This is a genomic window from Paenibacillus salivarius (genome assembly GCF_051307165.1).
Classification (GTDB): domain Bacteria; phylum Bacillota; class Bacilli; order Paenibacillales; family Paenibacillaceae; genus Fontibacillus.
In genome coordinates this window covers 3767234-3792522 of record NZ_CP195592.1, presented here as the reverse complement: position 1 = coordinate 3792522, position 25289 = coordinate 3767234, and the positions used below count along the sequence as shown (strand labels likewise).

At 54.6% G+C, this 25289-nt stretch carries 24 protein-coding genes and 1 tRNA gene; 19 read left to right on the top strand and 6 right to left on the bottom strand.

What is annotated here, in order from left to right; genetic code table 11:
* Positions 1 to 7: 7 nt before the first annotated feature.
* Complete coding sequence (locus ACSFXJ_RS17470; protein ID WP_435921682.1) at positions 8 to 601, top strand: TlpA family protein disulfide reductase; 594 nt, start codon at positions 8 to 10, stop codon at positions 599 to 601.
* A 73-nt stretch (positions 602 to 674) separates the two neighbouring features.
* On the opposite strand, the gene cimA is transcribed toward ACSFXJ_RS17470, so the two are convergent.
* Positions 675 to 2291, bottom strand: coding sequence for a citramalate synthase (gene cimA, locus ACSFXJ_RS17465; RefSeq protein WP_435921680.1), 1617 nt, complete (start codon positions 2289 to 2291; stop codon positions 675 to 677).
* A 188-nt stretch (positions 2292 to 2479) separates the two neighbouring features.
* Between cimA and ACSFXJ_RS17460 the strand changes: the two genes are divergently transcribed.
* From ACSFXJ_RS17460 to ACSFXJ_RS17450, 3 genes are all read left to right on the top strand, one after another.
* Positions 2480 to 3772: a DNA polymerase IV gene (locus tag ACSFXJ_RS17460; RefSeq protein WP_435921678.1), complete on the top strand. Its 1293-nt coding sequence runs from the start codon at positions 2480 to 2482 to the stop codon at positions 3770 to 3772.
* Positions 3773 to 3891: 119 nt separating this feature from the next.
* A complete protein-coding gene (locus tag ACSFXJ_RS17455) occupies positions 3892 to 4134 on the top strand; it encodes a ferredoxin (protein ID WP_435921677.1) in 243 nt (80 codons plus the stop codon).
* Between the two features lie 189 nt (positions 4135 to 4323).
* The gene (locus ACSFXJ_RS17450) at positions 4324 to 5757 is read left to right on the top strand and encodes a L,D-transpeptidase (protein WP_435921675.1); all 1434 of its coding nucleotides are present in this window, start codon (positions 4324 to 4326) and stop codon (positions 5755 to 5757) included.
* Between the two features lie 5 nt (positions 5758 to 5762).
* On the opposite strand, the gene ACSFXJ_RS17445 is transcribed toward ACSFXJ_RS17450, so the two are convergent.
* Entirely contained in the window at positions 5763 to 5900 is a 138-nt protein-coding gene (locus tag ACSFXJ_RS17445) for a hypothetical protein (protein WP_435921674.1), read from the bottom strand.
* 180 nt (positions 5901 to 6080) lie between these two features.
* Here ACSFXJ_RS17445 and ACSFXJ_RS17440 point away from each other — a divergent pair, with 180 nt between their 5' ends.
* The 6 genes from ACSFXJ_RS17440 to ACSFXJ_RS17415 all read left to right on the top strand — a co-directional run bounded on the left by ACSFXJ_RS17440 (position 6081) and on the right by ACSFXJ_RS17415 (position 11858).
* A complete protein-coding gene (locus ACSFXJ_RS17440; protein WP_435921673.1) occupies positions 6081 to 7175 on the top strand; it encodes a quinone-dependent dihydroorotate dehydrogenase in 1095 nt (364 codons plus the stop codon).
* 30 nt (positions 7176 to 7205) lie between these two features.
* On the top strand, positions 7206 to 8021 hold the full coding sequence (locus tag ACSFXJ_RS17435; RefSeq protein WP_435921671.1) for a GTP pyrophosphokinase: 816 nt from the start codon (positions 7206 to 7208) through the stop codon (positions 8019 to 8021).
* Entirely contained in the window at positions 8011 to 8493 is a 483-nt protein-coding gene (locus ACSFXJ_RS17430; protein ID WP_435921669.1) for a DUF309 domain-containing protein, read from the top strand. The genes ACSFXJ_RS17435 and ACSFXJ_RS17430 overlap by 11 nt, the downstream gene beginning before the upstream one ends.
* 110 nt (positions 8494 to 8603) lie before the next feature.
* Positions 8604 to 10148: an RsmB/NOP family class I SAM-dependent RNA methyltransferase gene (locus ACSFXJ_RS17425; RefSeq protein WP_435921668.1), complete on the top strand. Its 1545-nt coding sequence runs from the start codon at positions 8604 to 8606 to the stop codon at positions 10146 to 10148.
* Between the two features lie 4 nt (positions 10149 to 10152).
* Entirely contained in the window at positions 10153 to 10908 is a 756-nt protein-coding gene (locus tag ACSFXJ_RS17420) for a pseudouridine synthase (protein WP_435921665.1), read from the top strand.
* 143 nt (positions 10909 to 11051) lie between these two features.
* A complete protein-coding gene (locus tag ACSFXJ_RS17415) occupies positions 11052 to 11858 on the top strand; it encodes a Cof-type HAD-IIB family hydrolase (RefSeq protein WP_435921664.1) in 807 nt (268 codons plus the stop codon).
* A 281-nt stretch (positions 11859 to 12139) separates the two neighbouring features.
* Here ACSFXJ_RS17415 and ACSFXJ_RS17410 read toward each other — a convergent pair whose 3' ends face one another.
* Positions 12140 to 12235, bottom strand: a complete 96-nt coding sequence (locus ACSFXJ_RS17410) for a YjcZ family sporulation protein (protein WP_435921662.1) — start codon at positions 12233 to 12235, stop codon at positions 12140 to 12142.
* A gap of 203 nt (positions 12236 to 12438) precedes the next feature.
* Between ACSFXJ_RS17410 and ACSFXJ_RS17405 the strand changes: the two genes are divergently transcribed.
* Positions 12439 to 13638 carry a copper amine oxidase N-terminal domain-containing protein gene (locus tag ACSFXJ_RS17405; RefSeq protein WP_435921661.1) on the top strand — a complete coding sequence of 400 codons (1200 nt, stop codon included), beginning with the start codon at positions 12439 to 12441 and terminating at the stop codon, positions 13636 to 13638.
* On the opposite strand, the gene ACSFXJ_RS17400 is transcribed toward ACSFXJ_RS17405, so the two are convergent.
* Positions 13635 to 15059, bottom strand: a complete 1425-nt coding sequence (locus ACSFXJ_RS17400) for an RsmB/NOP family class I SAM-dependent RNA methyltransferase (protein ID WP_435921659.1) — start codon at positions 15057 to 15059, stop codon at positions 13635 to 13637. The genes ACSFXJ_RS17405 and ACSFXJ_RS17400 overlap by 4 nt on opposite strands.
* Positions 15060 to 15256: 197 nt before the next feature.
* Here ACSFXJ_RS17400 and ACSFXJ_RS17395 point away from each other — a divergent pair, with 197 nt between their 5' ends.
* Genes ACSFXJ_RS17395 through ACSFXJ_RS17385 form a run of 3 tightly spaced genes read left to right on the top strand, consistent with a single transcriptional unit; the run spans position 15257 to position 20959 of the window.
* The gene (locus ACSFXJ_RS17395; protein WP_435921657.1) at positions 15257 to 16381 is read left to right on the top strand and encodes a glycosyltransferase family 4 protein; all 1125 of its coding nucleotides are present in this window, start codon (positions 15257 to 15259) and stop codon (positions 16379 to 16381) included.
* A 13-nt stretch (positions 16382 to 16394) separates the two neighbouring features.
* On the top strand, positions 16395 to 17714 hold the full coding sequence (locus ACSFXJ_RS17390; RefSeq protein ID WP_435921656.1) for a metallophosphoesterase family protein: 1320 nt from the start codon (positions 16395 to 16397) through the stop codon (positions 17712 to 17714).
* Positions 17711 to 20959, top strand: a complete 3249-nt coding sequence (locus ACSFXJ_RS17385) for an AAA family ATPase (RefSeq protein ID WP_435921654.1) — start codon at positions 17711 to 17713, stop codon at positions 20957 to 20959. Before ACSFXJ_RS17390 ends, ACSFXJ_RS17385 begins: the two co-directional genes overlap by 4 nt.
* A gap of 3 nt (positions 20960 to 20962) precedes the next feature.
* Here ACSFXJ_RS17385 and ACSFXJ_RS17380 read toward each other — a convergent pair whose 3' ends face one another.
* Positions 20963 to 22003 (bottom strand): YkvI family membrane protein, encoded by a 1041-nt coding sequence (locus ACSFXJ_RS17380; protein ID WP_435921653.1) that lies wholly within the window; start codon positions 22001 to 22003, stop codon positions 20963 to 20965.
* Between the two features lie 110 nt (positions 22004 to 22113).
* On the opposite strand from ACSFXJ_RS17380, the gene ACSFXJ_RS17375 reads away from it, so the two are divergent.
* The 5 genes from ACSFXJ_RS17375 (at position 22114) to ACSFXJ_RS17355 (ending at position 24064) form a co-directional block, all read left to right on the top strand.
* Entirely contained in the window at positions 22114 to 22692 is a 579-nt protein-coding gene (locus ACSFXJ_RS17375; RefSeq protein WP_435921651.1) for a xanthine phosphoribosyltransferase, read from the top strand.
* A 94-nt stretch (positions 22693 to 22786) separates the two neighbouring features.
* A complete protein-coding gene (locus ACSFXJ_RS17370; protein WP_435921649.1) occupies positions 22787 to 23119 on the top strand; it encodes a hypothetical protein in 333 nt (110 codons plus the stop codon).
* A gap of 94 nt (positions 23120 to 23213) precedes the next feature.
* Positions 23214 to 23429, top strand: coding sequence for a hypothetical protein (locus ACSFXJ_RS17365; protein WP_435921648.1), 216 nt, complete (start codon positions 23214 to 23216; stop codon positions 23427 to 23429).
* A 73-nt stretch (positions 23430 to 23502) separates the two neighbouring features.
* Complete coding sequence (locus tag ACSFXJ_RS17360; RefSeq protein WP_435921646.1) at positions 23503 to 23844, top strand: carboxymuconolactone decarboxylase family protein; 342 nt, start codon at positions 23503 to 23505, stop codon at positions 23842 to 23844.
* Positions 23845 to 23979: 135 nt separating this feature from the next.
* Positions 23980 to 24064, top strand: a tRNA-Leu gene (locus tag ACSFXJ_RS17355).
* A gap of 141 nt (positions 24065 to 24205) precedes the next feature.
* Here the strand turns inward: ACSFXJ_RS17355 and ACSFXJ_RS17350 are convergent.
* A complete protein-coding gene (locus ACSFXJ_RS17350; RefSeq protein ID WP_435921645.1) occupies positions 24206 to 25222 on the bottom strand; it encodes a YeiH family protein in 1017 nt (338 codons plus the stop codon).
* Between the last annotated feature and the right edge of the window lie 67 nt (positions 25223 to 25289).

Below are 25289 nucleotides of genomic sequence, written 5' to 3'. Positions count from 1 at the left end.
TTGCATAATGAGACGAAATTTATGGATTATGGCCGGGCTGCTCGTGCTTCTGGCAGCGGCTTTGTATGACAATTACGGAACCGGGCTATTGTCCGGACTTGGATTCGTACGGGAGGAAGCTGCGGAACAAAGCGGGCAAAGCCAATCGGTAAGCGCGCTTGTCGCGGAAAAATCGTTGAAGCCGGGTACGAAGGCTCCAACGTTTACGTTGACCGGGATGGACGGCAATTCCTATAAAGTTGGAGGTAAGCGGGAGGTTCCCCTGATGCTCAATTTTTGGGCGTCCTGGTGTGGTCCTTGTCAAGAAGAGGCTCCCGATTTGGTGAAGCTGGGCGAAAAATATGCGGGCCGCTTCGATATTTACGCCGTAAACGTCACGTTTTACGATAAACTCGACGAGGCGAAGGAGTTTGTGGAGAAATACGGGTATAAGTTTCCGGTCCTTCTTGATAAAAAGGGAGAAATTTACGGGAAATATAACGGAATCGCCTTTCCGACCAATGTGCTGATCGACAAGGACGGGAACGTAGTGGATGTCATTGTCGGGACTCTTTCTCCGGAAGAGCTTGAGGCGAAAATCGAAAAACTGCTTGAGACATAAAGAAAGAAAATCATGCAGACAACAAAAGCCGCCAGGGAACAAAACGGGATCCCATGGCGGCTTTTGTTTGACATTAATGATTGACAAGCCCGCGAGCGGAAGACGGAATTTCCGTATATTCCTGCTTCGTTTGTCCGAGCAGCGCATAACGAAGGCTGTCAACAAGCGCTTCCCAGCTGGCTTCGATGACGTTACCGGACACGCCGACCGTGCTCCACGAGTTTTCGTAATTCCGGGATTCGATCAGAACGCGAACCTTGGAGGCGGTGGCATCTTTATCGTCGAGTACCCGTACTTTATAGTCGGATAAGTGGATTTCCTGCAGGCTAGGGTAATAAGTGATAAGCGCTTTGCGGAGCGCATTGTCCAGCGCGTTGACCGGACCGTTCCCTTCAGCCGCCGTATAGATGCTTGCGCCGTCGATCTTGAGCTTGACGAAAGCTTCGGAAATAACCGGCTTGCCGGCGGATTTCTCGACCAGCATCTTGAAGGATTCGAAGACGAACAGTTCTTTCATCTCGCCGTTGGCTTCACGAAGAAGCAGCTCCAGCGAGGCGTCCGCACCCTCGAACTGATATCCCTGATGTTCCAAATCCTTGATTTTGGAAATGACGGCCCGGGTATCTTCATTCTCCGGATCGAAAGGAATGCCGAGCTCTTTGGCTTTGGACAAAATATTGCTTTGTCCGGCAAGTTCCGAAACGAGCACGCGCTGCCGATTGCCGACCGTCTCCGGCGAGATATGCTCGTACGTGCGGGAATCGCGCAGAATCGCCGAAACATGAATGCCGCCCTTATGGGCGAATGCGGCGGTTCCGACATACGGCTGGTTGACCGGCATGTATACATTGGCGATTTCGCTAATGTAACGAGCGGTATTGGTCAGCTGTTTGAGCTGGTTGGGCTCCAGCACTTCATATCCGAGCTTGAGCTGCAAATTCGGGATGATGGAGCAGAGGTTGGCGTTGCCGCAGCGTTCGCCGTACCCGTTCATCGTGCCCTGGATTTGTTCAGCCCCGGCCTGCACGGCGCTAAGGGCGTTGGCCACGGCCAGTTCGCAATCGTTATGGGTGTGGATGCCAAGCCGGGCTGAAGTCACGCTGCCCTTAAGCACGCTGACGATATCGTGAACTTCATGCGGCATCGTGCCGCCGTTCGTATCGCACATGACGAGCCAATCGGCGCCTGCTTCTTCGGCTTTGCGCATGACCGCGAGCGCGTATTCCGGGTTGTTTTTGTAGCCGTCAAAGAAATGCTCGGCGTCAAACATGACCTCAAGTCCGCTGCGTTTAAGGTATGCGATGGAATCATAGATCATCGCAAGATTTTCTTCCAGCGTGGTCTGAAGGGCTGTGAAAACGTGGAAGTCCCAAGATTTTCCGACGAGCGTCGACGCTTGCACGCCGGATTCGATGATCCGGTTCAGGTTGGCGTCCCGTTCGGCTTGGCTGTCTTTGCGCCGGGTGCTTCCGAAGGCCGTGATTTTGGCTGACAGACCAAGGTTTTTGACCCGGTCAAAAAATTCGATATCCTTGCTGTTACTGCCAGGGTTGCCGCCTTCGATATAATGGACACCCAACTGATCCAGCTTCTTGGCGATCTTCAACTTATCGTCCGCGGACAGGCTGATTCCCTCACCTTGCGTTCCGTCGCGCAAAGTAGTGTCGAAGATGGATAAAGCTTTTGACATGATGGATGTCTCCCCCTTTGGATGTCATTAATTTATATGCATTCATTTTGGTATTTTTCATATTATAGCATTAGTTTTTTAAATGGAACACGCTTTTTGGGATTTTGCGCACGGGCTGTATTGACCTCGATTTAGGCTGGGGGTATGCTGGATTTAGAAAATGAGGATTGAGGGGACGGTCATGAAAAGTGTCAGGCAATATCGAAAAATACTTTCCTGCCCGCGGCCGGGTCGTGCTGCATGTCGATATGAACGCTTTTTACTGCTCCGTGCACGAGACGGAGGAGCCGGAGAAATACAGAAACAAGCCGACAGCGGTTGCCGGAAGCGTCGAACTGCGCAAAGGCGTCATCGTGACTTGTTCTTATGCGGCTCGCAAAAGGGGTATTTCTACGGGGATGACCGTCAGCCAAGGCTTGAAAAAGTGTCCCGAGCTCATCGTGATCCAGCCTAACTTCCATTTATACCGCAAATATTCCCGAGCATTTATGGATATCGCCTACGGGTATACGCCAAGCCTGCAAGCCGTGTCCATCGACGAATGCTATCTGGATATCACGGGGTCGAAGCAGTTTGGAACACCGCTTGAAATCGCCCGGGAAATCCAGTCCCGAATAGCGGACGAGCTTGGACTTCCGTGCTCGATCGGGATCGCGCCGAACAAGCTGCTCGCGAAAATGGCTTCCGACATGAAAAAGCCGAACGGAATTACCGTGCTGCGCATCCGGGACGTGCCGGCTGTGCTGTGGGACAAACCGTGCAAGGAGCTGTTCGGCATCGGAAACAAGACGGCGGAAAAGCTCAAACGGTTGCATATCTACACGATCGGACAGCTGGCCGCTGCCGACGAGCGGGTTCTGACGGAGAAGTTCGGCATCGCCGGGCACTGGATGAAACGGGCGGCAAACGGCTTGGACGATTCACCCGTGGTCGAGGAACGCGAGCAGAACAAATCGATCGGGCATACGACGACGCTGCCGGCGGATATCCGCCGGATGGAGGATGTTTCCCGCGTGATGCTGAATCTGGCCGATCAGGTAACAAGGCGGCTGCGCCGGCAAAAACTGGTCGCCCAGACGGTACAGATCACGATCCGCACTCCCGATATGAAGACGATCACGCGATCCCAAAGTCTGGAGACGGTCGTCGAACGGGCGGAGGACGTATACCGGATAGCTTGCGAACTCTACCGGAAGCATTGGAGCGAGGAGAAGCCGGTACGCCTTCTCGGCATTACGCTGCAAAACCTGGCCGCCAAAGAGGAATCCGCTTTGCAGCTGGATTTGTTCGACTACGAGCTGCAGCCGAAAAAAGACTCTTTGACTAAAACGGTCGATCAGCTTAGGGACAAATTCGGGGAGAATGCCGTGCTGACGGCCGGGATGCTGACGGACGATCCGTCGGCCTTGATCCGGAACCATAAAATCCGCGGTACGTCGCTGCAGACCGATTTTCTGCGCGAAACCGGGGATGAATCCTGATTTTCGATTGGTATTATACGGAAATTGAATTGAAATTGCTTTCAATTTATATTATATTGAACTTGGTGACAAACTAAGCACGGACTACTTTTACCGTTTATATTCAGGAGGCAGAAAACATGGCTAAATATACTTGGGTTGAGAAAGATACTTGTATCGCATGCGGCGCTTGCGGCGCGACGGCACCGGATATTTACGATTACGATGACGAAGGTCTGGCCGAAGTTATCTATAACAGTGACGGCAACCGTGGCGTGACTGAAATTCCTGACGATTTGTTCGACGATCTTCAAGATGCTTGCGACGGATGCCCGACCGACTCCATCAAAATTGCGGACACCCCTTTCAACAAGGAAGGGTAATCGATTCTTAAATCATAAATCCTTTGACATCCTCCGTCCGGAAAGGCGGGGGATGTCTTTTTTTGTTTTCGGCGGTGTGGGCCGTAAGTCGGAAATTTGCCCGACCGGGCTTCGAATTCTTTGCAACATCGCCATGCCTGCCGATATAGTTAATAGAAAGTTTTAATTTTGTCCAGTTGGAGGATTAAGATGAGCAATTCGGCTTACCTCAAAAAATATGTGCAGAACCATCCGGAAAATAAAATGGCATGGTACTTGCTCGGAAAAGAATACGAATCGACCGGCCAGGAGGGCAAGGCGCAATATTGCTACAATCAGGCCGGCAAAGTGTACGAGGCCTTCGAGGCGAGCAAGGTTCCGGCCGAGCTATGGCAAGAATACCAGGAGAATTTGCTTCAGGAGCAGAGAAGAAAGGCCAAGCGGATGAGGACGATGCGCAGAACCGGAGTCGCCATCATTCTTCTGCTGCTGATCTGGATCCCGTCCGCCTATGGGCCCGTGCTTTGGGATCCGTCCAAAGCAGACTCCGGAGATGGGAACGGTTCTCCCGTTCAGGGGGCAGCGGCGCAAGAAGACCCGGAGCCAGGAGCTTCCCGGGCGGAAGAAAAACGTCCTTCCTTGGGCTTTACGGCCAAAGCATACTCCGGAAGCCCCGGCGACAGGGAAAAGGCGCTCGCTTCGGCAGTGATGGAAAGCGGGAAGGAAGGGGCTCCGCTGGAAACGGCCGTACTTGGGATGAAGCGGTCGGGCAAATGGTCTCTGTGGTCGGAGGATATGCCTGTCGTATACGGAGTCTCACAGGATTCCGGAACCGGAACAACGACGGTTCAAACCTATGACGGCAAGGCGTGCGACTGTACGCCGCCGGATTCGTCCCGGTTCCGCGAAGATGCGGACGGCTGGATCGCGCGCCAGGAATCGCTGGCCGTGCTGTCTTCCGCCATGCAGCAATACAAGAACCAGAAAGGCAAGTGGCCGTCCGGTCTCGGCGCGTTGACGGACACGTTTCCGGCCAACTGGCTGGCGGGGACCGATCCGGTCATGAAGGAAGCTTTTCAACCGATGCTGGATTATCTCCAAACGGGCGCCGGCGGCGGAAGCGGGGCAAACGGCAAACCGGATGGTGGAGCGTCGGCGGATGCAAAACAGAGTGGAGCGCTTTCTACGGGCGAGCCCTTTTTTACGAAGCCGCTCGAGGTGATCGTGGATAAAGAAAATTACCGGCTGGCGGTCGTTAGCGGGAATGTTATTTTGCGGAGTTACAAAGTCGGTTTGGGGGGAGAGGAAACGCCCGAAGGCACGTTCCGGATTACCGATAAGGTCATCAATCCGAACGGGCGGGATGACGGCGAATTCGGAAGCCGGGGCATGCAGCTGTCGGATACGAATTATGCGATCCATGGAACGAACGAACCGGATAGCATCGGGAAGGACGAATCGTTGGGGTGCGTGCGGATGACGAAGGCGGATGTGGAGGAATTGTTCGACTTCATCCCGAAAGGGACCAAAGTCACAATTGGAAAAGGGATTCTTCCGAAGCTGGACAACGTTCCCGATAAGCGATTCGCGCTGGAACATCGTCAGGATCAGACTAATCCCCATCGTACATACCATTGGCTATAAACTTCCTAAATATTGGTCAGAATGATCACGGCCGCAACGGCGACGATCAGGACGGCGACGATCGAGCCTGCCCAGACGAGAGCCCTTTTGTTGACTTCATCTTTCTTTTGCTGAAGCGTCGGCGGCTTGCGTTTCGTTGACATCGGCGATTCCCCTTCCTTTAAACGGGAGTGTACAAATTCATTGTAACTGCTTTCACAGCGTTTTTCCATATCCCGGATTGCAGATTCCAGGCATCGGCTTACTTTTCTTTTGTGCCGGAAACCGCTAAACTGGATATGGAGTTTTTTTGAGCAAAAGAATGATCGGAGTGAAGTTAACCAGTGCTGTATCGCAATTTGGGGAAACCTGTATTTTTCAAACTGGATCCGGAAAAGGCCCATCATCTTGTGATCGGCGGACTACATAAAGCGGCGAAAGTCCCGGGAATGGTACCGTTGATGCGCGGTATGTACGGAGTCCCGCAATCGCCGGAATTGGCCACCCGGCTTTTCGGTATCAATTTTCCTTCCCCGGTAGGGCTTGCCGCGGGGTTGGACAAAAATGCCGATGCGGTGGAGGGCTTCTCCGCCATCGGTTTCGGCTTTATGGAGGTCGGCACCGTAACGCCCAAAGCTCAGCCGGGCAACGACCTGCCGCGTTTGTTTCGGCTTCCGCCGGACGAAGCCTTGATCAACCGGATGGGGTTCAACAACCGCGGAGCGGAGCAGATGGCCAGACAGCTGGCGGCATTAAAATCAAGGCCGATCCCGGTTGCGGTGAATATCGGCAAAAACAAGACGACTCCGAACGAGGAGGCGCATCTCGATTACAAACGATGCATTTCGGAGTTGTATCCATATGCGGACTTTTTCGTTGTCAACATCAGTTCACCTAACACTCCGGATCTGCGTAATTTGCAGCATGGGAGCGAGCTTTCGACACTGCTTGACGCAGTGAAGGAGGAAATGGCGGTCCAAGCGAAAAGTCACGGCTCGGAGAAAGCGGTGCTTGTTAAAATCGCCCCGGACGTAAGCTTTGAGGAACTGGAGTTTATGGTCGACACGATTCAAAAGAGCGGCGTATCCGGACTGATTGCCACCAATACGACGTTATCCCGGGAAGGACTGGCTCATCCCAACGCAAAGGAAACCGGCGGACTCAGCGGAAAACCGCTGCGCGCAAGATCGACGGAGATCATCTCCAAAGTGTACCGCCAAACCGGGGGAAAGCTGCCGATCATCGGATCGGGAGGCATTTTCACGGCCGAGGACGCTTACGAGAAAATTCGCGCCGGTGCCAGCCTGGTTGAAATTTACACGGCATTAATCTACGAAGGCCCCGAAATTAACCGCAAGCTGCATCGCGGTCTGCGCGAGCTGTTGAAGCGGGACGGCTACGCCCACATTTCCGAAGCGGTCGGGGCGGACCACAGGTAGCAGCGGTCAGAGAAGACAGGAGGCATAAGTATGGACAGTAGAGATTGGGGAACTTTTTTGCTTCCATATGAACAAACGGTTGAGGAACTGAAAGTGAAGTTCAAAACGATGCGGTCGGAACTGAAAAAACGCGAGGAATATTCACCGATTGAGTTCGTGACCGGCCGGGTCAAAAAAATATCCAGTATCCTCGACAAAGCGAAACGGCTGAACGTTTCGATGGATGATCTGGAGACGGGAATCGAAGATATCGCCGGCATCCGCATTATGTGCCAGTTTGTGGAGGATATTCGGCGGGTGGCGCAATATATTCGGTTACGCAGAGATTTGAAGGTATTGTATGAGAAGGATTACATTACGAATTATAAGGAAAGCGGGTACCGCAGCTTCCATATGATCGTGGAGTATCCGGTCCAAACGGCGCTCGGTCAAAAGATCGTGCTGGCCGAAATTCAAATTCGTACGCTGGCGATGAATTTTTGGGCCACGATCGAACACTCGTTGAACTATAAGTACAAGGAGAGCCTCCCCGACGAAATGCGGAAGCGGCTGAAGAAGGCGGCCGAAGCCGCGTTTGTGCTCGATAATGAAATGTCCAGCATCCGGCAGGAAATCCTGATCGCGCAAAAAAGCTTTGAGGACGACTCCAATATCGTATCTCAACTGCTTACGGCAATCCACCAGTTGTATTTCTACCATCTCGTCACGGAGGCGATCGATGCGCAGGAAAGGTTCAACCGCTTGTGGGAGGCCCGCGATTTGGACGGCATGAAAGATCTCCTGGCCGGGGTCAAGGGATTGATCAAAGCGAAGAAAAAGGTCGAGGAGCCCGGGGATGAGCTATGACCCGCTCTTCGTAAAATACCTGGTTTACTTTAACCGGGACCGGGATTACTTCGAATGTCACGAGGTGCTGGAGGAGTTATGGCTCCATCTGGACCGGGATCCGCTTTACAAGGGACTTTTGCAGATCGCGGTGGGACTCTTTCATTTCCGCAACGACAATGTCGTCGGAGGCAGGAAGATGCTTCATTCCGCGGCCGAGCGCCTTATGGGCTATCCCGCGGATAGCCTTGGGATCGATCTGGGCCGGCTTCGCGCGGAGGTCCTGGAGTACGCGGAACGGCTGGACCGCTACGCGGAGCAGCCGTTTGAGTATTACGACCTGGACATCCGGATCCTTGATCCCGCGCTTATCCAGGCGATAGAGGAAGCCTTGCCGGGGATCGCCCCGAATGTGCCGCAACGGCGGAAGCCGCAGCGCGGAGAGAAGCATGCCGAGCGCGAGGCCATCGTCAGAAAGCGGTCGAATCTTTGAGGATACATGGCGTGAGTGGCTGCTCGCTCCTTTAGGGGAGGGGCTGCTTTTTGTCGGTTTGTGTTACAATAGATTTGCTGTATAACCTTATAATGAAACGGAAGGTAGAGATGGCGGTACAATTACCCGAAGCTTTTTTGAACCGGATGAAAGCCCTGCTGGGCGATGAATATAACGAGTTTCTGTCCTCCTACAACGACCCGAGATTTGCCGGGATCCGGGTAAATACGCTCAAAATCGGAACGGAAGAGTTCAAGGCGGTCGCGCCCTTCGAACTGAAGCCGATTCCGTGGTGCGGTACCGGCTTTTATGTCGATGAAAGTCTGAAGCCCGGCAAGCATGCTTTTTACCATGCCGGTCTTTATTATATTCAGGAGCCGAGCGCCATGGCTCCGGCGGAAGCGCTCGGAGTGAAGCCGGGCGATAAGGTGCTTGACCTGTGCGCCGCTCCCGGGGGCAAATCGACGCAAATCGCGGCCAAGCTGCAAGGGAAAGGGCTGCTCGTCACGAACGACATCAGTTCGGACCGGACGAAAGCCCTGGCCAAAAATATGGAGCTTTACGGGGTCCGCAACGCGGTCGTACTGAATGAAACGCCGGAACGGATTGCCGGCGCTTTCCCCCGCTTTTTCGACAAAATCTTGATCGATGCCCCTTGCTCCGGCGAAGGGATGTTCCGCAAGGACGAAGACATGGCCCGGCTGTGGGAGCCCGGTTGGATTGAGAAATACAGCCGCATGCAGCAGGAAATTCTCGAAACGGCTGCCTTAATGCTTGCGCCGGGAGGCACGATCGTTTACTCGACCTGCACCTTTTCTCCCGAGGAGAATGAAGCGCGCATCGCGGATTTCCTGAATGGACACCCCGACTTTGCAGTGATCCCTCTATCCGGGGAGTACGGAATTGCGCCGGGAAGGCCGGAATGGCTGAAGACGGCTGATGAAGAGGGCTTACTATCCCGTACGGGCGAAAAGATGTTGGTTGATACACCGGAAGAAGTCGCCAAGCAGACCGCAGGCTGCGGAAGATTGTGGCCGCATTTGGTGGAGGGCGAAGGACATTTTCTTGCGGTGCTGCGGCACACCGGGGCCGGCGGAGAGGAAACGGTCATCAAGGAGAAGGATGATCGGCATTCGGTCAAGGCGGAGCCGTCCCGGCGGAAAGGGAAAGGCGAGCGCCCCCGCCATGCAGGCAAAAACGACCCGGGCGACGAGCGGACCATGCTGGAAAGCTGGCGCGAATTCGCAGCCGGCCATCTGACGGAGTACCCCGAGGGCAATTTGCTATTGTTCGGAGGCAACGTTTATGTGTCTCCTTTGACGCATGAACAGCTACGCGGCCTGAAAACGGTCCGTCCCGGCTGGTACGTCGGAACCGCGAAAAACGGCAGGTTCCAGCCCGGCCATCCGCTGGCCGCCGCGCTTCGGCCATCGGAGGCCCTGCGCACGGCGGATTTATCGCTAACTGATGGAGAAGCGGTACGGTATTTGAAAGGGGAAACGCTCGAGCTTCCGGAATCCCGGATTCAGTGCGCCCCGGGGACGAAGCCGAAGGGCTATGTCCTTGTCACGGTTAACGGCTATTCGCTCGGATGGGGCAAATGGCTGGACGGCTTTCTCAAGAATGAATATCCTGCCGGCTGGAGGTGGACTTAAACCCATGAGTGAAGGCAAAAAAACGCAGCGCATCGATAAAATACTCGGCAATCTCGGCTACGGCTCGCGTACGGATATCAAAAAGATGGTAAAGCAGGGACGCATCACTTTGAACGGTGCGGTCGTCAAAGATAGCGGAGCGCAGAGCAACCCGAACTCGGACCGGATCGAGGTGGACGGGGAAGAGATTCTTTACAGGGAATTCGTGTATATCATGCTTCATAAGCCTCCGGGCGTCATTTCCGCAACCGAGGATTTGCGCGAAAAAACCGTACTGGATTTGTTGCCGGACGAATTTCGGATATTTTCCCCGTTTCCCGTCGGCAGACTGGACAAGGATACGGAAGGGCTGCTGCTGCTGACCAATGACGGGCAGCTTGCGCATGACCTTTTGTCTCCCCGCAAGCATGTCCCGAAAACGTACCTTGCCGATTGCGCGGGAGAATTGGGGGAACGGGAAGCGGAAGCGTTCGCCCGGGGCGTCGAACTGGACGACGGGTACGTAACCCTGCCCGCCAAGATGGAAGTGCTTGAGCATGGACGGTATGAGGACGGCAGCCCCAAGACGGTCATCGCCTTGACGATTTCGGAAGGGAAGTATCATCAGGTCAAGCGGATGCTTGAATCCGTCGGATCGAAAGTTACTTATTTAAAACGGATCTCGATGGGTCCGCTGACGCTGGACGAACATTTGCCGCTCGGAGACTGGCGCGAACTGACCTCCGAGGAGGTAGAGGCCTTGCGGTCCGCAAAAAAATAGATATAAGAATATTTAGAGAAAGTTTAAAAAATAGGCTTTTCAGCACCGAGAAGGTTGTATGAAGACGGGAGCGAGGAGCGGAGCGTAGGCAGAACCTGCGTGAAAGACTATTTTTTAAACAACCTATTTAAGGAGATGTGGAGATGAGATACAAACTGATTGCTTTGGATGTCGACGGGACTTTGTTGAACGATGAGCATGTGCTTACCGCGGGAACCGCGGAAACGATCAAAAAAATCGCGGATGAGGGGACGGAGTTCGTATTGTGCACAGGGCGCGCTCCGGTCAATTCGATTCCTTATATGCGGGAGATCGGTTTAAAAGGGTATGTCATTACGCATAACGGCGCGGCTACGGTGGATGTGGAAACCGAGGAAATCGTGCATGAATTCGCGATGAATCCGAAGGGATTGAACCGGTATATCGATTATTGCCGCGAGCATGGAGTACATTACGATATCAATACGACGTTCGCCTTGTACGTTCCCGGGGCGGCCGGACTCAGCCAGGAAGCGCTGGATATGTATCACCTTTATATGATGGAACCGAAGGATCTGCCGGCTTGGGCGGATTTCAGCGAACCGATCGTCAAAATGACCATCACCGCCGAGATGAAGGAGCTCGATAAAATCCATGCGGACTGGAATTTGTGGGCATCGGAGGAGTTTAACATTTTGCGGAGCGGCGATTTCTTTATCGATATTATGCACAAGGACGCTTCCAAGGGCGCGGCGTTGCAGAAGCTGGCCGAAAAACGGGGGTTCCGCGCGGATGAAGTCATGGCCATCGGCAATTATTACAATGACCTGACGATGCTGACGTTCGCAGGCCTCGGCGTGGCGATGGACAACTCCCCGGTGGAGGTCAAGGCGGCCGCAAATGCGGTGACGGCGTCCAACAACGAAGAAGGCGTGAAGCTGGCGCTGGAAAAATATTGTCTGGGGGAATAATACATCGAAAGTGCGATAATTATCGGGAAAACCTCCCGTTATTCTAGGCAGAAACCGCCGAGTTCGTTTTTTAACAGGAAAACCTCCCGCTATTACGGCGAACAAGTGCTTCAAACCCGCAAAACGCTCAAATTAGCAGGAGGAATTCCCGTTATTTCGTGGAAAAGGACTGAATATCGCAAAATAGCGGGAGAAATTCCGGTTATTGTGCAGTTGACGAATTCGAATTGAATCGATGCATCGAAAAGACCTGAGGATTCCTCCTCAGGTCTTTCGAGTCATTACAGGACCCAAGCCCGGGATACGATAACCAGCAGAATAAAGAGCACCAGAATGGCTCCCGTGGAGGTGAAGCCGCCGCCGAAAATTTCACCCATAGTTATTCCTCCCTTGTGTGCGGATCTTGATCCCGCGGTTAACGGGATACCGTATTGTATGCTTAACCGCAAGATACGTATGGACGGCTGGCCTGCAGGACAACTTATTTGGGTTTAGTGTAACTTTCGGGATGTTTTATGCGTCGAAATAATGTGTAAATGATGATGTGTTTTCGCAAATGAACAGGAGGTAGTTATTGCTGATGTCAAACCAATCAAGATGGCGCTATGTAACGGCAGCGGCCATGGCGGCCGCCATCGCCCTGAGCGTGCCGTTTTCCGGCGGCGCACAAGCGGCTTCAAGCGAAATTAAGGTGAATTTGAACGGGGGCGTGTATGAAACCGAGTCCGCCCCTTACGTGAAGGACGGAACCGTATTTTTGCCGGTTCGGGATATGGGGGAACTGCTCGGGACCGTCGTTTTCTGGAATTCCACATCCAAAACGGTCACGATGACATACCCGGGCCTCACGGTAAAACTGGATTACAACACCAAAAAGGCGACGGTGAACGGGAAAGAGGTAAAGTTGTCCGCATCCCCGCAAATGATCAAAGGCCGGATTTACGTTCCGATGCGGTTTTTGTCGGAAGCGACCGGCGCGAAGGTGGATTGGAAGTCTTCGACCCGAACGGTGAGCCTTACCCATTCCCAAAAATACATTCAAGGGCTCGGAGTCAATACTTCGGTCTGGGTAAACCGCGAAACCGGGGATTTGTACATCGCTCAACCATTCGAACAAGTTCCGGTCCATACCGGAAAAATCAACGCGGATTTCAAAGAGTACGTATCCGTGAACGCCGTTGAGACAAGCAAAGGGAACATGGTCGTAACCTTGATGGACAATTACGGGGAACCGCACGTTCATTACGACGCTTACGGAGTTTTGATCCGCGACAATAAAATCGTCAGCCAGAAAAAGGCGAAATATTTCCAGCGGTATGAAGAAAATGCAATTTATTATCAATCCTACAATGAGGATAAAAAGGCGTACGAGGAGTTTACGATGTTGACGGACGGCCGGTCGCTGACCGTTTTCGATTCGGTAGGGAAGGTCGTTGCCGAACACGATCTGCCGAAGCTCACGGGCAAGGACGAAAGCCATTCGGTTCTTGGCGCAGGCAAAGGCTATTTGGTCGTTCGCCCGAATCAGACCGGATTTGCGACCCTGATCGATTTGGAAAAGAATACGTCGGTTCAGCTTTACGAGAAGCTGCTGACCGGCGAAGATCTGGAATATGCCAAACTTAACGATGTTCCGTACCACGGCGATCTTCTTACTTATCTCGGGGAAGACACGTCAACGGGACTCCTGCAATTCGGGTATGACAGCCCGTTCGATTCGGGTCCCGCCAAGGTGTACACCTACAACCGCCTGACCGGTGAAACCGGCATTGCGGATTAACCGGGCAGGCGGAGCCCTTTGGGCAGGTGGTTTTTAAGCTGGCCCGCGCTCGCTTTGCCCCAGCCGAGCGGGAAGCTTTCCCCGCCGCAGGCGACGGTGACGAGGCACCAGCCGCGCAGCTCGTCCGGCACGGGGAGCGTCTCCCCGTGCAGAAAGGCCGCGACGCCCGGCGAATCGGCGGCCAGCGGCCAGACGCGGGCGGAGGCGGCAGGGTTCGCGGCCATGGCCAGCGCGTGAGCGGGCTGGAACCGGCCTTTGCGAACCTCGCCGAGCTGGAGGGCCGCCCGCGGGATTTTGAGCCCGGACAGGCGTTCCGCCGTCAGGGAAAGCCCTTCGCTGCGCGGAAGCAGGTAGAGCGCTTCGCCGAACAGAAGCGGCTCGCCGTCCACCCGCAAGCCGGGAAGTTCCTCCGCCGCGAAAGAACGAAACGCCTCCCAGGCCAGGGCGGTATCCCGGACTCCGGAACCGCCGCCCTTACCCTGGCGGGGTTGTTTGCGTCCGGAACGTTTTTCTTCCTTTCCGTTTTTTCCTTCGGCAACGCCTTCCGTATGGCTTCCTCCCGATTTCTCCCGTTCCAGCAAAGCGACATAATGCCCCTCGCCTTCCTGCAAGTGCGGCCAGACCCGCTTTTCCTCGATAAGTCTCAACTCCTCATACTCCGCGAGCAATTTTTGGATCGTATCCTCGTTCTCTCTCCGGTTGAACGTGCAGGTCGAGTAGGCAAGCCTGCCGCCCGGTTTAAGCATGGCCACCGCGTCCTGAAGGATGTCCCATTGGCGTGCGGCGCATGCTTCGACCGCCTCCGGCGACCATTCCAGGACCGCGTCCGGATCCTTGCGGAACATGCCTTCCCCGGAGCAAGGGGCGTCGAGCATGATCCGGTCGAAGGTCATCGGGAACCGGGCAGACAGCTCGGGCGGAGATGCCTGGGTTACCACGGCATTTTGGATGCCCATCCGTTCCACGTTTTCGGCCAAAATCCTGGCGCGCGCCGGGTGGATTTCATTGCTGATCAGCACGCCTTTGCCTTTCATTTTGGCGGCGATTTGCGTCGTTTTTCCGCCGGGAGCGGCCGCGAGGTCCAGCACGGTCTCGCCGGGTTGCGGATCCAATAGCTCCACGGCGGACATGGCCGACGGCTCCTGAATATAGAAAAGTCCGGCCGCATGGTACGGATGTTTGCCCGGACGCGTTTGTTCTTCGTAATAGAAGCCTGTCCCGCACCAGGGAACGGGCCGGAGATGGAACAGCTCCTCAAGCGTTTTGGCCGGCGTTGAATCCGGCAGCACCTTCAGCGTATTGATGCGGAGTCCATAGGCCCGCTCTTTTTCATAGGTGCCCAGAAACCGGTTCGCTTCGGCTTCGCCAAGCATGGCGATGATTTGGCTGCGGTAGGATTCGGGTAAAGTTGGCTTGGTCATCGGGAGTTGCTCCTTTTTTTATCGAATATATATAAATGATAGGTCGCGTTTTTTACATTAAATAGTACTTTTGCAGTTTATCATATTCATTTTTATTCACAAAAGGGGAATGGATGTTCCGTCCGGCCTATGGCATAATGGAGATAGCAAGCGGTTCATCCGCGTAAACAGACAGAGAAGAGTAAAGGAGAACCCTTATGAAACTGCTGCAAGCCCTGTTTTTCCCTCCGGAACAGCCCGGGGGCGTGTCATCGATGATTCCCTTTTTGCAGGATCGCTTCAACCCTCCCCATTGGGAGATGGAATTGTTCTCTTTGCCCAAGCGGATTCGCAGCAAAGGCAGCGGACCGGTCGAATTCCGGACGTTTGACTGGCATGAATTCGAGGACAGCCCGACCGTGCAAAAATACGTTCAGACTTACCGGGATTATCTATGGTGGACGAAGCTTCGGCTTCAGCGGAACTTTGATCTGATTCATGCGCATCACCCGATCGCCGGACTGGCGATGAAGGAAGTATTCCCCGAAACGCCGGTGATCCAAAGCGTGCATTCCAGCTATGAGCGGGAGCTGATTCTTAACGGGCGCATTAAGGAAAACGGTCCGGAACACAAGTTTCTTACGTCGCTTTATAGGGAGCTCGAGCACAGAACCGATAAAATGTTTACGGTATCCCGGGCGTTCCGCGACTATTTAAGCGATTATGTGGATCGGCCGGAAGCGATCGGTGTGATCCCGAACGGTTATGACGAAAAACGGTTCAAACCGGTGCCGCATCACAATGAGGTGGCTCAGCTCGTAACGGTTTGCCGGCTTGTGCCTGCCAAGGGTCTGGATATATTGCTCAAAGCTTGTGCTGAACTGAAAGACCGCGGCCTTTCCTATGTTCTTCACATTATCGGCGACGGACCGATCCGCAAGGAACTGGAGGAACTGGCGCAGCGGCTCGGCATTTACGATGAAACGATATTTTACGGTTATACGCTGCACCCCGAAGAATTTATGCCTTTCTTCGATATCTTCGTGCTCCCCTCCCGGGCGGAAGCGTTCGGATCCGTTTTTGCCGAAGCGGCGCTTTGCAGCCTGGCATTGGTAGGGACCGAAGTGGGAGGAATCGCCGAGCAGATCGTCGACGGTACGAACGGCCTGCTTGTTCCGCAGGAGGACCCCGTCCGGCTGGCCGATGCGCTGGAAAAGGTCATCGTGGACCCGGCCTACCGGAGCGAGCTGGCTCAAGCGGGATCGGATCATGCGAAGAAACATTATTCCTTGAACCGGGTCGTTCACGAACTGAAAAAGCTGTATTTGCAATTTGACCGATGAGAGAGTGAGTTCAATGCCTTCATTTCGTTTTATTCATGCGGCCGATCTGCACTTGGATACTCCCTTTACGGGGATGTCCGGGCTGCCGGATCGGCTGCGCCGTCATCTACAGGAATCCACCTTCGCCGCCCTCGGCGACATGGTGGAACTCGCCGTGTCCGAGGACGCGGATTTCGTGGTGATCAGCGGAGACGTTTATGACGCCTCTGATTCGTCGCTTCGGGCGCAGCTGCGGCTGAAGGAAGCCTGGGATAAGCTTGCGCACCACGGGATCCCGGTGTATATCATTCATGGTAATCATGATCCGCTCAGCAGCAGCCGGCTTCGGCTTGCATATCCGCCGAATGTGACGGTGTTCGGCGGGAGCCGGCCGGAGAGCGTGACGGCGCTCCGCAGGCGCGACGGACAGCCGGTGGCGGTGGTCAGCGGTATTTCGTATCCGACCGCTTCGGTGACGGACAATACGGCCTTGATGTTCCGCCGGGAAGCGGACTCGGCGCTTTATCATATTGCCCTGCTGCATGCCAATGTGGACGGCCAGGAGGGCCATGACGCCTATTCGCCCTGTTCGCTGAAGGATTTGAAGGATTCGGGGTTCGACTACTGGGCGCTTGGCCATATTCACAAAAGGCAAGTGTTAAGCGAGTCTCCTTGGGTTGTTTATCCCGGCAATATACAGGGGCGAAACCCGAAAGAGACCGGTCCCAAAGGATGCTATGTCGTCGACGTGTCCGATCAGGGTGAGGCCCTTCTTGCTTTTCGTGAACTGGATCACGTCAGATGGATCGAGCTCGACGTGATGATTGAGGATTTGACGACGGAGGAAGCCTGGAAGGAACGGGTGGAAGAAAAGCTGGAGGAAATCAGGGAAGGTCTGGAAGGGAAAACCGGAATTGCCCGGATGACCTTTGTCGGCCGGGGACCGCTTCATCCGATGCTGCAAAACGGGCGCGAATGCGCCGATCTGCTTACGGAGCTGCAGCGACGGGAGACATTACGGATCGAAGGGGATTCCTCGCCGGCGCTGAAATCCGTCGTATGGCCCGCAGGGTTCAAAGTGAAGACGGGGATGGATATCGACCGTAGCCGTCTGGCCGGGGAAGACAGCTTCCTGGGGGAACTGCTGAGGCTGGGGGATCGCACGGCGCTTGTCCCCGGACAGGTGGACGATCTTGTCGAGACCGCGCTTGCTCCGTTGCTGGAGCATCGGATTTTGCGCGCGCACGTCAAGTCGCTCGGCCCCGGGGAACGTCTTGAGCTGCTGCAGCGGGCTCAGGAGCTGGCCGCTTCTTTGCTGATGGAAGAAGAGTTTAAAGGGGGGAGCGGCGAATGAGGCTGGAGAAGCTGCAAGTGAACGGCTTCGGCCGGTTGCATGGCCTGCAAGTCGATCTGGAAGGACCGGTTACGGTTCTTTACGGGCCGAATGAGGCCGGAAAAAGCACCCTGCTCGGTTTTGTCCGGGCGATGCTGTTCGGCATCCCCTCCCGGACGTATGCAGCGGAACGGTACGAGCCGGCCCGGGGCGGCGCGCATGGCGGAGCGCTGGCGATCGCCGGCGACGACGGCGTACGGTGGCTCATCGAACGCCATGCCCAGGAGGGCGGCGCGCCTCCGGGAGGAAGGGGCGAGCGGCTGCGGATTACGCGCACCGGTCCCGACGGACAGCTCCGCGATTCTACTCAGGAAGAACTGCAGCGTGAACTGCTTGGCGGCATGTCCAAGGGAATGTTCCGCCAGCTGTTCGCCGTGACGCTCACGGAGCTGCAGGAAGTATCGGCGCTTCAATCGGAAGAGATGAGCCGATTTCTGTTCCACGCCGGGATCGGCGGGGGCGCCGCCGTGCTGCGCGGCGAGAAGAAGCTTGTGCAGGAGATGGACAAGCTGTACCGGCCGCGCGGGCGCAACCAGGAGGTGGCGCAAATTTTACAGGCGGCGGAACGGCTCGAACGCCAGGCCGGAGAGGCCAAATCGCTGCTGCCGCGCTATCATGAGGTCATGAAGGAGCTTGCGGAGGCCGAATCCCTGATGGAAGCGGAGGAGCAGGAGCTTGAGGCGCTGGCCAAAGACGCGGCCCGGCTGCAAAAAGCCGCGGCGTCCCGAGGCGAATGGCTCCGGCGGGAAGCGATTCGCGCGGAGCTTGCGGGGATCCCGGAGCGGAAGCCTTTTCCGGAGCAGGGATTGGCCCGCTGGGAAGCGCTCCGGGAGGAGAAATCGCGATTGCAGCTTGAGGCCGGGGAGATAAGACGAAAAATCTCCGCTCTGGAAGACGATTTGGACGCGATTCATCTTAACCGGAGCTTGCTGGAGAAGGAGGCGGAGCTTCGTTCCCTGGCAGGACGACTTGGAGGATACGAGAGCCGGCTCCGGGAGATCGCCGAGCTGGATGTAGAAGCGGCACGGCTTGAAGATAAGCTGGCCCAATGCGTGGGAAGCATTCATCCGGACTGGACGTTTGAACAATTGCGGGGCTTTGCCGGAACGGTCGGCGAGCGCGAGGCCGTCCGGCAGTTTGCTGCCCGCTTCCAGACCTATGAGAAAGAGATGGATCGGTTGCAGCATGAACGGTTCAAACTGGAACGGGAAGCGGAGGCGCTCAAGGCCTCGTATACCCAAATTGCCAGAAGGTTGGAGGAGAGCCAAGCGGCGGGATACCGGCAGTTTACGGAGCTGGTACCGACGGAGCGCGGCGAAATCCGGATGCTGTGGAATGAAATCAGCGCTTTGCTCGACCTTTGGCGGGCCTCCGCGTCTTCGCGCAGCGGGAACAGAATGGCCGAGGAAGCGCAAGCCGCAGCCGCGGCCAAGGTGCGGCAAATATACAAGCAGCTTCTCATCGGCACGTCGGTTTTGACTGTGCTTCTTCCGCTCGTGTTGTGGCTGACGACGAAGTCCTGGATCAGCGCATCGCTCGGAGGGCTTGTCCTGCTTGGACTCGACGTTTATCTGTTTTCGCAGCTTAGCCTCGGAAAGGGCGGAGACATGACGCGGAGCCGGTCAAAATCCCGGCGCCGTTCCTTCGGCGACGGCTTCATCGGCACCGATGTTTCGCCCGAAGAATCGAAGTTGCGGGAGCTCATGCCGAGGCTGATTCGCCATCCGTTAACGGCATCCGGACGGGAGTCCGCCATTTGGCCCCCGCTGGATCCGGAGCAGTGGGACGAAGAGGAACGATCGCTGCGAAGACGAATGGAGGGCTGGATGCTGTGGGATCAGCGCCATGAAGCGCTGGAGACGCAAACCGGGGAAGCCAGGTTCAAGGCCGAAGGAAAATCCACGGAACTGGACGGCCTGGAAAGGGAAATGGCCCGAAAAGAGGGAGCCTTCGGCGACCTGGCCCTGGAATGGGAACATTGGCTGCACGAACGTCATTTGCCGGATGATCTTTCACCGGAAGCCGCGATGGATGTGTTTCGTCTTGCCGAACAAGGCAAGGATTGGCTGGGACAGCTGGATGCCTTGATCGCTAAAGCGGCGGCCGCCCGAAAAGAGGCCGGTGCGTTTGAAGCGGTTTGCATGGAGCTGGTGCGCCCACTTGGGGACGATGCGGCTAACGGAGCGGGGTACGCCGCTACTCAGGCGGCAACCGCAGAGCTTCGCAAGGCGCTTTCGGACCTGGACCATCAGCTTGAAATGCAGAAGCGCCTGGAGCGAATCGCCGATCAGCGGACTCCGCTAAAGGAAACGCTGGATCGGGTGCAGGACCGGATGGAGGTTGTCGCTTCCTCCGAGCGTCATTTGCTCGCGGAAAGCGGAGCTGATAACGAGGAAGAATACTTGCGCATAGGTGCGGAAGCGGCACGTAAGGAACGCCTTCTTTCCGAATTGAGGCAGGCCGAGCTCGTTCTGTTCGCTTCTCTGGATGATCGGCAGCGGCCGGAATTGGAACGTCTGCTGCAAAGCCATGAAGAAGAAGAGTTGGCAAGTATGGCCGAAGCCGCCCGAATCCGGCTCGAGGAGGCGAGGAAGCGCCACAGGCAGTTGCAGGAGCTGAGGGGGAGATTGCTGCAAGAGAAAGAAAGCCTGGAATCCCGCGGACTTCGGGAAAATTGGCAGCAGCAGTTGGCGGAGCAGCAGTCCCTTCTTGCCGACACGTTGGACCGGTATGCAGTGATGGCCGTCGGCCTTCAACTGGTCCACCGGGTCCGTAAAATATATGAGGAGGAGCGGCAGCCTCAAGTTTTGAAAAAAGCTTCGGGGTACCTGGAGGAAATGACCGGAGGGATTTACCGGAAAATTCTGATGAAGATGGGCTCTCAGGAGCTGATGGCCGAACAAGCCGAACTGGGTCCGGTCGGCAGCGGGAGCTTGAGCCGCGGGACGGCGGAGCAGCTGTATTTGTCGATGCGCCTGGCCCTTTCGGAGGCGGTGTCCGGAAAGGAAAAAATGCCCCTGCTTTTTGACGATTTGTTCGTCAATTTTGATGCCAAGCGGCTTTCGGGCGCCCTATCGGTGTTGAAAGAGGTCTCCGCCCGGCATCAGCTGATCATGATGACTTGCCACGCACATGTGCTGGAGGCGGTCAAACTTCAGTTTCCGGATGCGCAGATCATTCGGATGGACCGGTTAAAAACTTCATAAAGTTTACCGCCGGTCGCCATGCCGGTATACGGCAAGCATAACGGCCCAAAATAGGCTAAAGAGGCCGAAGGCGGGATAAAGCACGGAGAGAAGCGAGCTGAAACCGAACTGACTCGTGACATAACAGATCATTAAAACGCCGAAAACGATCAGCTTGGGCGGCAGCTTCAGCCGCTGTTTAATCTGCAGGGTAACTCCGTAAATATCGGCAACGAACGTGCTGAATATTTCCATAAATATAAGCCCGATATAGATAAACTGTATCGTGCCGCCGAGCTGACGGGCGATATTTCCCATCGGGATCTCGAATTGAACGATCCCCGGCATATGGGCCGACAACGCGAAATGGCCGGCCATCAGCAAAAATCCGACGCCCAGCCCTCCGATCATACCGCCCCACACGATGGCCCGCCGGTCGTTCGTATGGCTGCCGATCGGGACGAGAACGGCTTGGGCCATGGATAGGTTGAAGGCGGCATACATGAGCGGCGAGGCCCATGCCGCGAAGAGAGGGCGATCCGTCGTCAGCGTGAGAAAACTGGACGCCCCGGGCGACCCCGCCGTACTGAAAATAATCGTCAGCGACAGCGTAATCATCATCGGGACGACGATGGAGTTGAGCTTCATTACGCCGTTAATGCCTCTGCCGATCAGGAAAAACGTGAAGATCAGGGTCACCCATAGCCCGATTTGGTAATGCAGGCCGAAGTGCTCCATAAACACCGATCCGGCTCCGGCCAGCATGACGCTGTTTACGCCGATCAGGACGACCATGGTAAACAAGCTTAAGACTTGTCCGATCCGGTCGCCAAACAGCTTGCGATTCAGGTCTTCAAACGATTCGGCTTTAATCTTTTGGGCAAGCAGCATCATTTTGGTTCCGAGCCAAATAAACAGGACGGTGGCCAGGAGGATGGCCGGGCCGCCCCATTTTCCGTACTTGGTGAAAAACTGAAGTATCTCTTGCCCGGTCGCAAATCCTGCGCCGACGACGGTTCCGATATAAGTGAAAGCGATTTGCAACACTTTGGCGGCATTTTTCATGGTTTTCCCCCCGGCCGATGTGCTATATATAGTACAAGGTATGTTGTCCGGGAACGGGACATGACTCAAAACCCAAAATGTGATTATCGCTTCGGGAGGAAATGATAAGTATGGAAAAATTGAAACAACAAATTGTGGAACATGGCGTGGTCGTATCGGATCAGGTGCTGAAGCTGGATGCGCTTCTGAACCATCAGGTCGATCCCGCATTGACCATGGAAATGGGCAAGCAATTTGCCCAGCGGTTCCGGGAAGCCGGGGTCACCCGCGTGGTTACCGTCGAGTCGTCGGGAATTGCCGTCGCGTTTGCCACCGCTTATGAGCTTGGGGTGCCGCTTGTTTTTGCCCGCCGCAAAAAAACGCTGCTTGCCGAGCCCGATATGCTGTGCGAGCGCGTGCCGTCCTTTACGAAAGGAATCGTGACGGACCTGCTCATTTCCCGCGAATTCATTTCGCCGGACGACCGGATTCTGTTCATCGACGACATTATCGCCAATGGGGACGCGGCCAAAGGCATCGTGAAAATTATCGAACGGTCCGGGGCCCAATTGGTGGGTGCGGGCATTGTCGTGGAAAAATGCTTCCAGCCCGGAGCCGACGCGCTGCGGAACCAGGGCATCCGGCTTGAATCGCTTGCACGGATTGCTTCGCTCGAGGACGGACGGATTATTTTCGCGGATGAAGCGTAAATAATGAAATATTTATTCCAATTTTCAGTCAGTTCTTTGCAGGCCTCCGTTTTTTCGTTATAATGGGGATTACTAGAGAGAGGAGGCAAATAAGATGGGGAACGAATCTGTAGTGAATCCGGAGTTTTTCATTTCCAAATTGTCCGAAGCCAAGGTTACCTTTGAACGTGCCCTGGATTGCAAACATACGGAGTTTGACGATCTTTATCCCTATATGCTGGAGCATCCTCAATTTTTTTGGTATAAGCGTTATGTAGCTTGGTCTCAGCTGCTTACGATAGCCGGACTCTGCGAGGAGCTTGGTATTGATTGGAAAGAGGAGTTCACTCCTCAGCAGGTTGCTTATTTACAACAACGGGTCATGTCCGCCAAAGTGCTCGATTTCTGGTTTGAAAAGAACGACAGCAAGGAACACGCGCCGCGGTAAGCGGTCATGGACAGGGTCGAAATAAAGAGACTCCGGCAGCTTGCTGCGGGGTCTTTTTTTGTTAATATAAAATGAAGAGGGACGGTGTCTTGGTATGATTTCGGATGAAGAATTAAATGAATTTCGATTATCCGGAGAAAAGGTTCGCGTGGTCCGGGATGCGATACCCGAGAATGATGTCAGGGGGATTGTCGTCGCTTGGGACGAGACCCATGTCATCATCCGAAAACCCAACCGGAATGTGGTCAAGCTGGACCGGCGCTACAGTTATCGTCGGGCAAAGGAACCGCGGGTATTCCCGGAAGAATAGGCATATTTTTGACGAAGCGGGACAACGTAGTAAGGTAAGAAGCCAATCCCTTGCAGAAAGGAAGCTCATTCCGATGTCCCTTGTCAACGATAAAATCAAAGCCTATAAGGACCAAATCAACAGTTATGCGGAAGCGGTACCGGGAGCTACGGAAGCGTACCATGCATTTACCGGAGAAAGCTTCGGAGAGGGCGTATTGGATGCCAAAACGAAGCAGCTGATCGCGCTCGGTATCGCGCTGTCGACGAACAACGAGGTGTGCACCTATTATCATGCGACGGAGGCCAGATCCAAGGGGGCTACCGAAGCGGAGCTGCTGGAGACGGTGGCCGTCGCCTCGGCCGCGCTGGCCGGAAACGCCTTATCGCAAGGCGTGATTCGGGTTCAGGATGCATTAGGAACCCCCGTCCAATAAAAGATGGCTATGCTCCTGCAGCAGACGTTCTGCTTGCAGGGGCAGCTTCCTGATTTTTCTATTGACTCAGCATTTATCGCGTGATATTATAAATCTTGTCGCTGCGAAAGAACGTTTTCCGGCAACAGCAAATGAGCGGTCGTGGCGGAATTGGCAGACGCGCACGGTTCAGGTCCGTGTGGGCTAACCCCCCGTGGAGGTTCGAGTCCTCTCGACCGCATTCTCTTAACAACCAAGCTCCCGAATTACCTTACCGGTAATTCGGGAGTTTTTTTTGCATGCTTGGAATTTTCATGGGTTTGCGGATCGCTTGCGCTAAGATGGCCTGTTATCATCCACGAGTCTCTCTTAAAGACAGCTTTTAAGCCATAAAAAACGTAACAACGGATAGCGCAAAAGAGGTGATTAACATCGCAATGAGCGGTTTAAACGCTTTTGCCCGAAGCTCGCGCAGATTTACGTTCAATCCAAGCCCGACCATGGCCGTTGTGAGCATAAAGGTCGTTAAATTGGATATATCATTCATCATAGCCCGGGAAATAATAGTCGAATGGCTTAGTCCGAAACTTCCCAATAAACTCATGAGAATAAAACCGATAAGGAACCAAGGAAATTCAATTTTTGAGCCGCCGGCGGTTCCGGGATTTTTTCGTTTCATCCAAAAGATCAAAATAAAGCATAAAGGAATTAATAGCAGTACTCTGCCTAATTTGGCCAGCAAAGCGATTGCGAGTGCATCCTGTCCGGCTGGAGTCCCTGCCAAGGCGACGTGCGCAATTTCATGAAGACTGATTCCGCTCCAAATTCCGTAATGGATATCCGAAATCGGCAATAAGGGTCGAAGAAGGGTATACACAACCGAAAAAGCGGTTCCTACAAGTGCTATTATACCGACTCCAATGGCGGTATCCTCGTCATCAGCTTTCAATATGGGGGATACGGAGGCAATGGCTGCGGCACCGCAGACGCCTGTGCCTATCCCGAGAAGCAATGATAATGACGAATCTGCTTTTAGCATTTTTCCAAGCCAAACGGTTGCCAGGATCGCAAATCCGACGACGGCCGCATCCCGGGCAAGCAGGGGAAGACCCTGGTGATAGACTGTATTTATATTTAATTTCAGGCCATATAAGATAATTGCAATACGTAAAAAACGTTTGGCCGAACATTGAATCCCTGACCTTAACGCCTCCGGGTAACCGAATAGCTGCCGATAAATGACTGCGATCACGATCGCACAGGCCATTGGGCCGACATGATCGAACCCCGGAACCTTCGATAAGGCAACCCCCATAGCAGCCATTACGACGGTGAAGGCAATGCCTGAGAACAACAACCCCACGGAAGCTATCTTTTTATTTGCACGCTGGATTTCCATATCATCACCCCAAGTTAATTTCGCAAATCCAATGTACCTCCGCGTTATCTATAAGAAAAATAATGAT

Bases quoted from the DNA above. Each gene is read 5' to 3' on its own strand.
- ACSFXJ_RS17435 (WP_435921671.1), top strand. From the start codon at position 7,206: ATGGACAGTAGAGATTGGGGAACTTTTTTGCTTCCATATGAACAAACG.
- ACSFXJ_RS17385 (WP_435921654.1), top strand. From the start codon at position 17,711: ATGAGGCTGGAGAAGCTGCAAGTGAACGGCTTCGGCCGGTTGCATGGC.
- ACSFXJ_RS17470 (WP_435921682.1), top strand. From the start codon at position 8: ATGAGACGAAATTTATGGATTATGGCCGGGCTGCTCGTGCTTCTGGCA.
- cimA (WP_435921680.1), bottom strand. From the start codon at position 2,291: ATGTCAAAAGCTTTATCCATCTTCGACACTACTTTGCGCGACGGAACG.
- ACSFXJ_RS17380 (WP_435921653.1), bottom strand. From the start codon at position 22,003: ATGAAAAATGCCGCCAAAGTGTTGCAAATCGCTTTCACTTATATCGGA.
- ACSFXJ_RS17450 (WP_435921675.1), top strand. From the start codon at position 4,324: ATGAGCAATTCGGCTTACCTCAAAAAATATGTGCAGAACCATCCGGAA.
- ACSFXJ_RS17370 (WP_435921649.1), top strand. From the start codon at position 22,787: ATGGGGAACGAATCTGTAGTGAATCCGGAGTTTTTCATTTCCAAATTG.
- ACSFXJ_RS17420 (WP_435921665.1), top strand. From the start codon at position 10,153: ATGAGTGAAGGCAAAAAAACGCAGCGCATCGATAAAATACTCGGCAAT.
- ACSFXJ_RS17390 (WP_435921656.1), top strand. From the start codon at position 16,395: ATGCCTTCATTTCGTTTTATTCATGCGGCCGATCTGCACTTGGATACT.
- ACSFXJ_RS17365 (WP_435921648.1), top strand. From the start codon at position 23,214: ATGATTTCGGATGAAGAATTAAATGAATTTCGATTATCCGGAGAAAAG.
- ACSFXJ_RS17455 (WP_435921677.1), top strand. From the start codon at position 3,892: ATGGCTAAATATACTTGGGTTGAGAAAGATACTTGTATCGCATGCGGC.
- ACSFXJ_RS17425 (WP_435921668.1), top strand. From the start codon at position 8,604: ATGGCGGTACAATTACCCGAAGCTTTTTTGAACCGGATGAAAGCCCTG.
- ACSFXJ_RS17445 (WP_435921674.1), bottom strand. From the start codon at position 5,900: ATGTCAACGAAACGCAAGCCGCCGACGCTTCAGCAAAAGAAAGATGAA.
- ACSFXJ_RS17410 (WP_435921662.1), bottom strand. From the start codon at position 12,235: ATGGGTGAAATTTTCGGCGGCGGCTTCACCTCCACGGGAGCCATTCTG.
- ACSFXJ_RS17395 (WP_435921657.1), top strand. From the start codon at position 15,257: ATGAAACTGCTGCAAGCCCTGTTTTTCCCTCCGGAACAGCCCGGGGGC.
- ACSFXJ_RS17360 (WP_435921646.1), top strand. From the start codon at position 23,503: ATGTCCCTTGTCAACGATAAAATCAAAGCCTATAAGGACCAAATCAAC.
- ACSFXJ_RS17375 (WP_435921651.1), top strand. From the start codon at position 22,114: ATGGAAAAATTGAAACAACAAATTGTGGAACATGGCGTGGTCGTATCG.
- ACSFXJ_RS17405 (WP_435921661.1), top strand. From the start codon at position 12,439: ATGTCAAACCAATCAAGATGGCGCTATGTAACGGCAGCGGCCATGGCG.
- ACSFXJ_RS17350 (WP_435921645.1), bottom strand. From the start codon at position 25,222: ATGGAAATCCAGCGTGCAAATAAAAAGATAGCTTCCGTGGGGTTGTTG.
- ACSFXJ_RS17400 (WP_435921659.1), bottom strand. From the start codon at position 15,059: ATGACCAAGCCAACTTTACCCGAATCCTACCGCAGCCAAATCATCGCC.
- ACSFXJ_RS17415 (WP_435921664.1), top strand. From the start codon at position 11,052: ATGAGATACAAACTGATTGCTTTGGATGTCGACGGGACTTTGTTGAAC.
- ACSFXJ_RS17430 (WP_435921669.1), top strand. From the start codon at position 8,011: ATGAGCTATGACCCGCTCTTCGTAAAATACCTGGTTTACTTTAACCGG.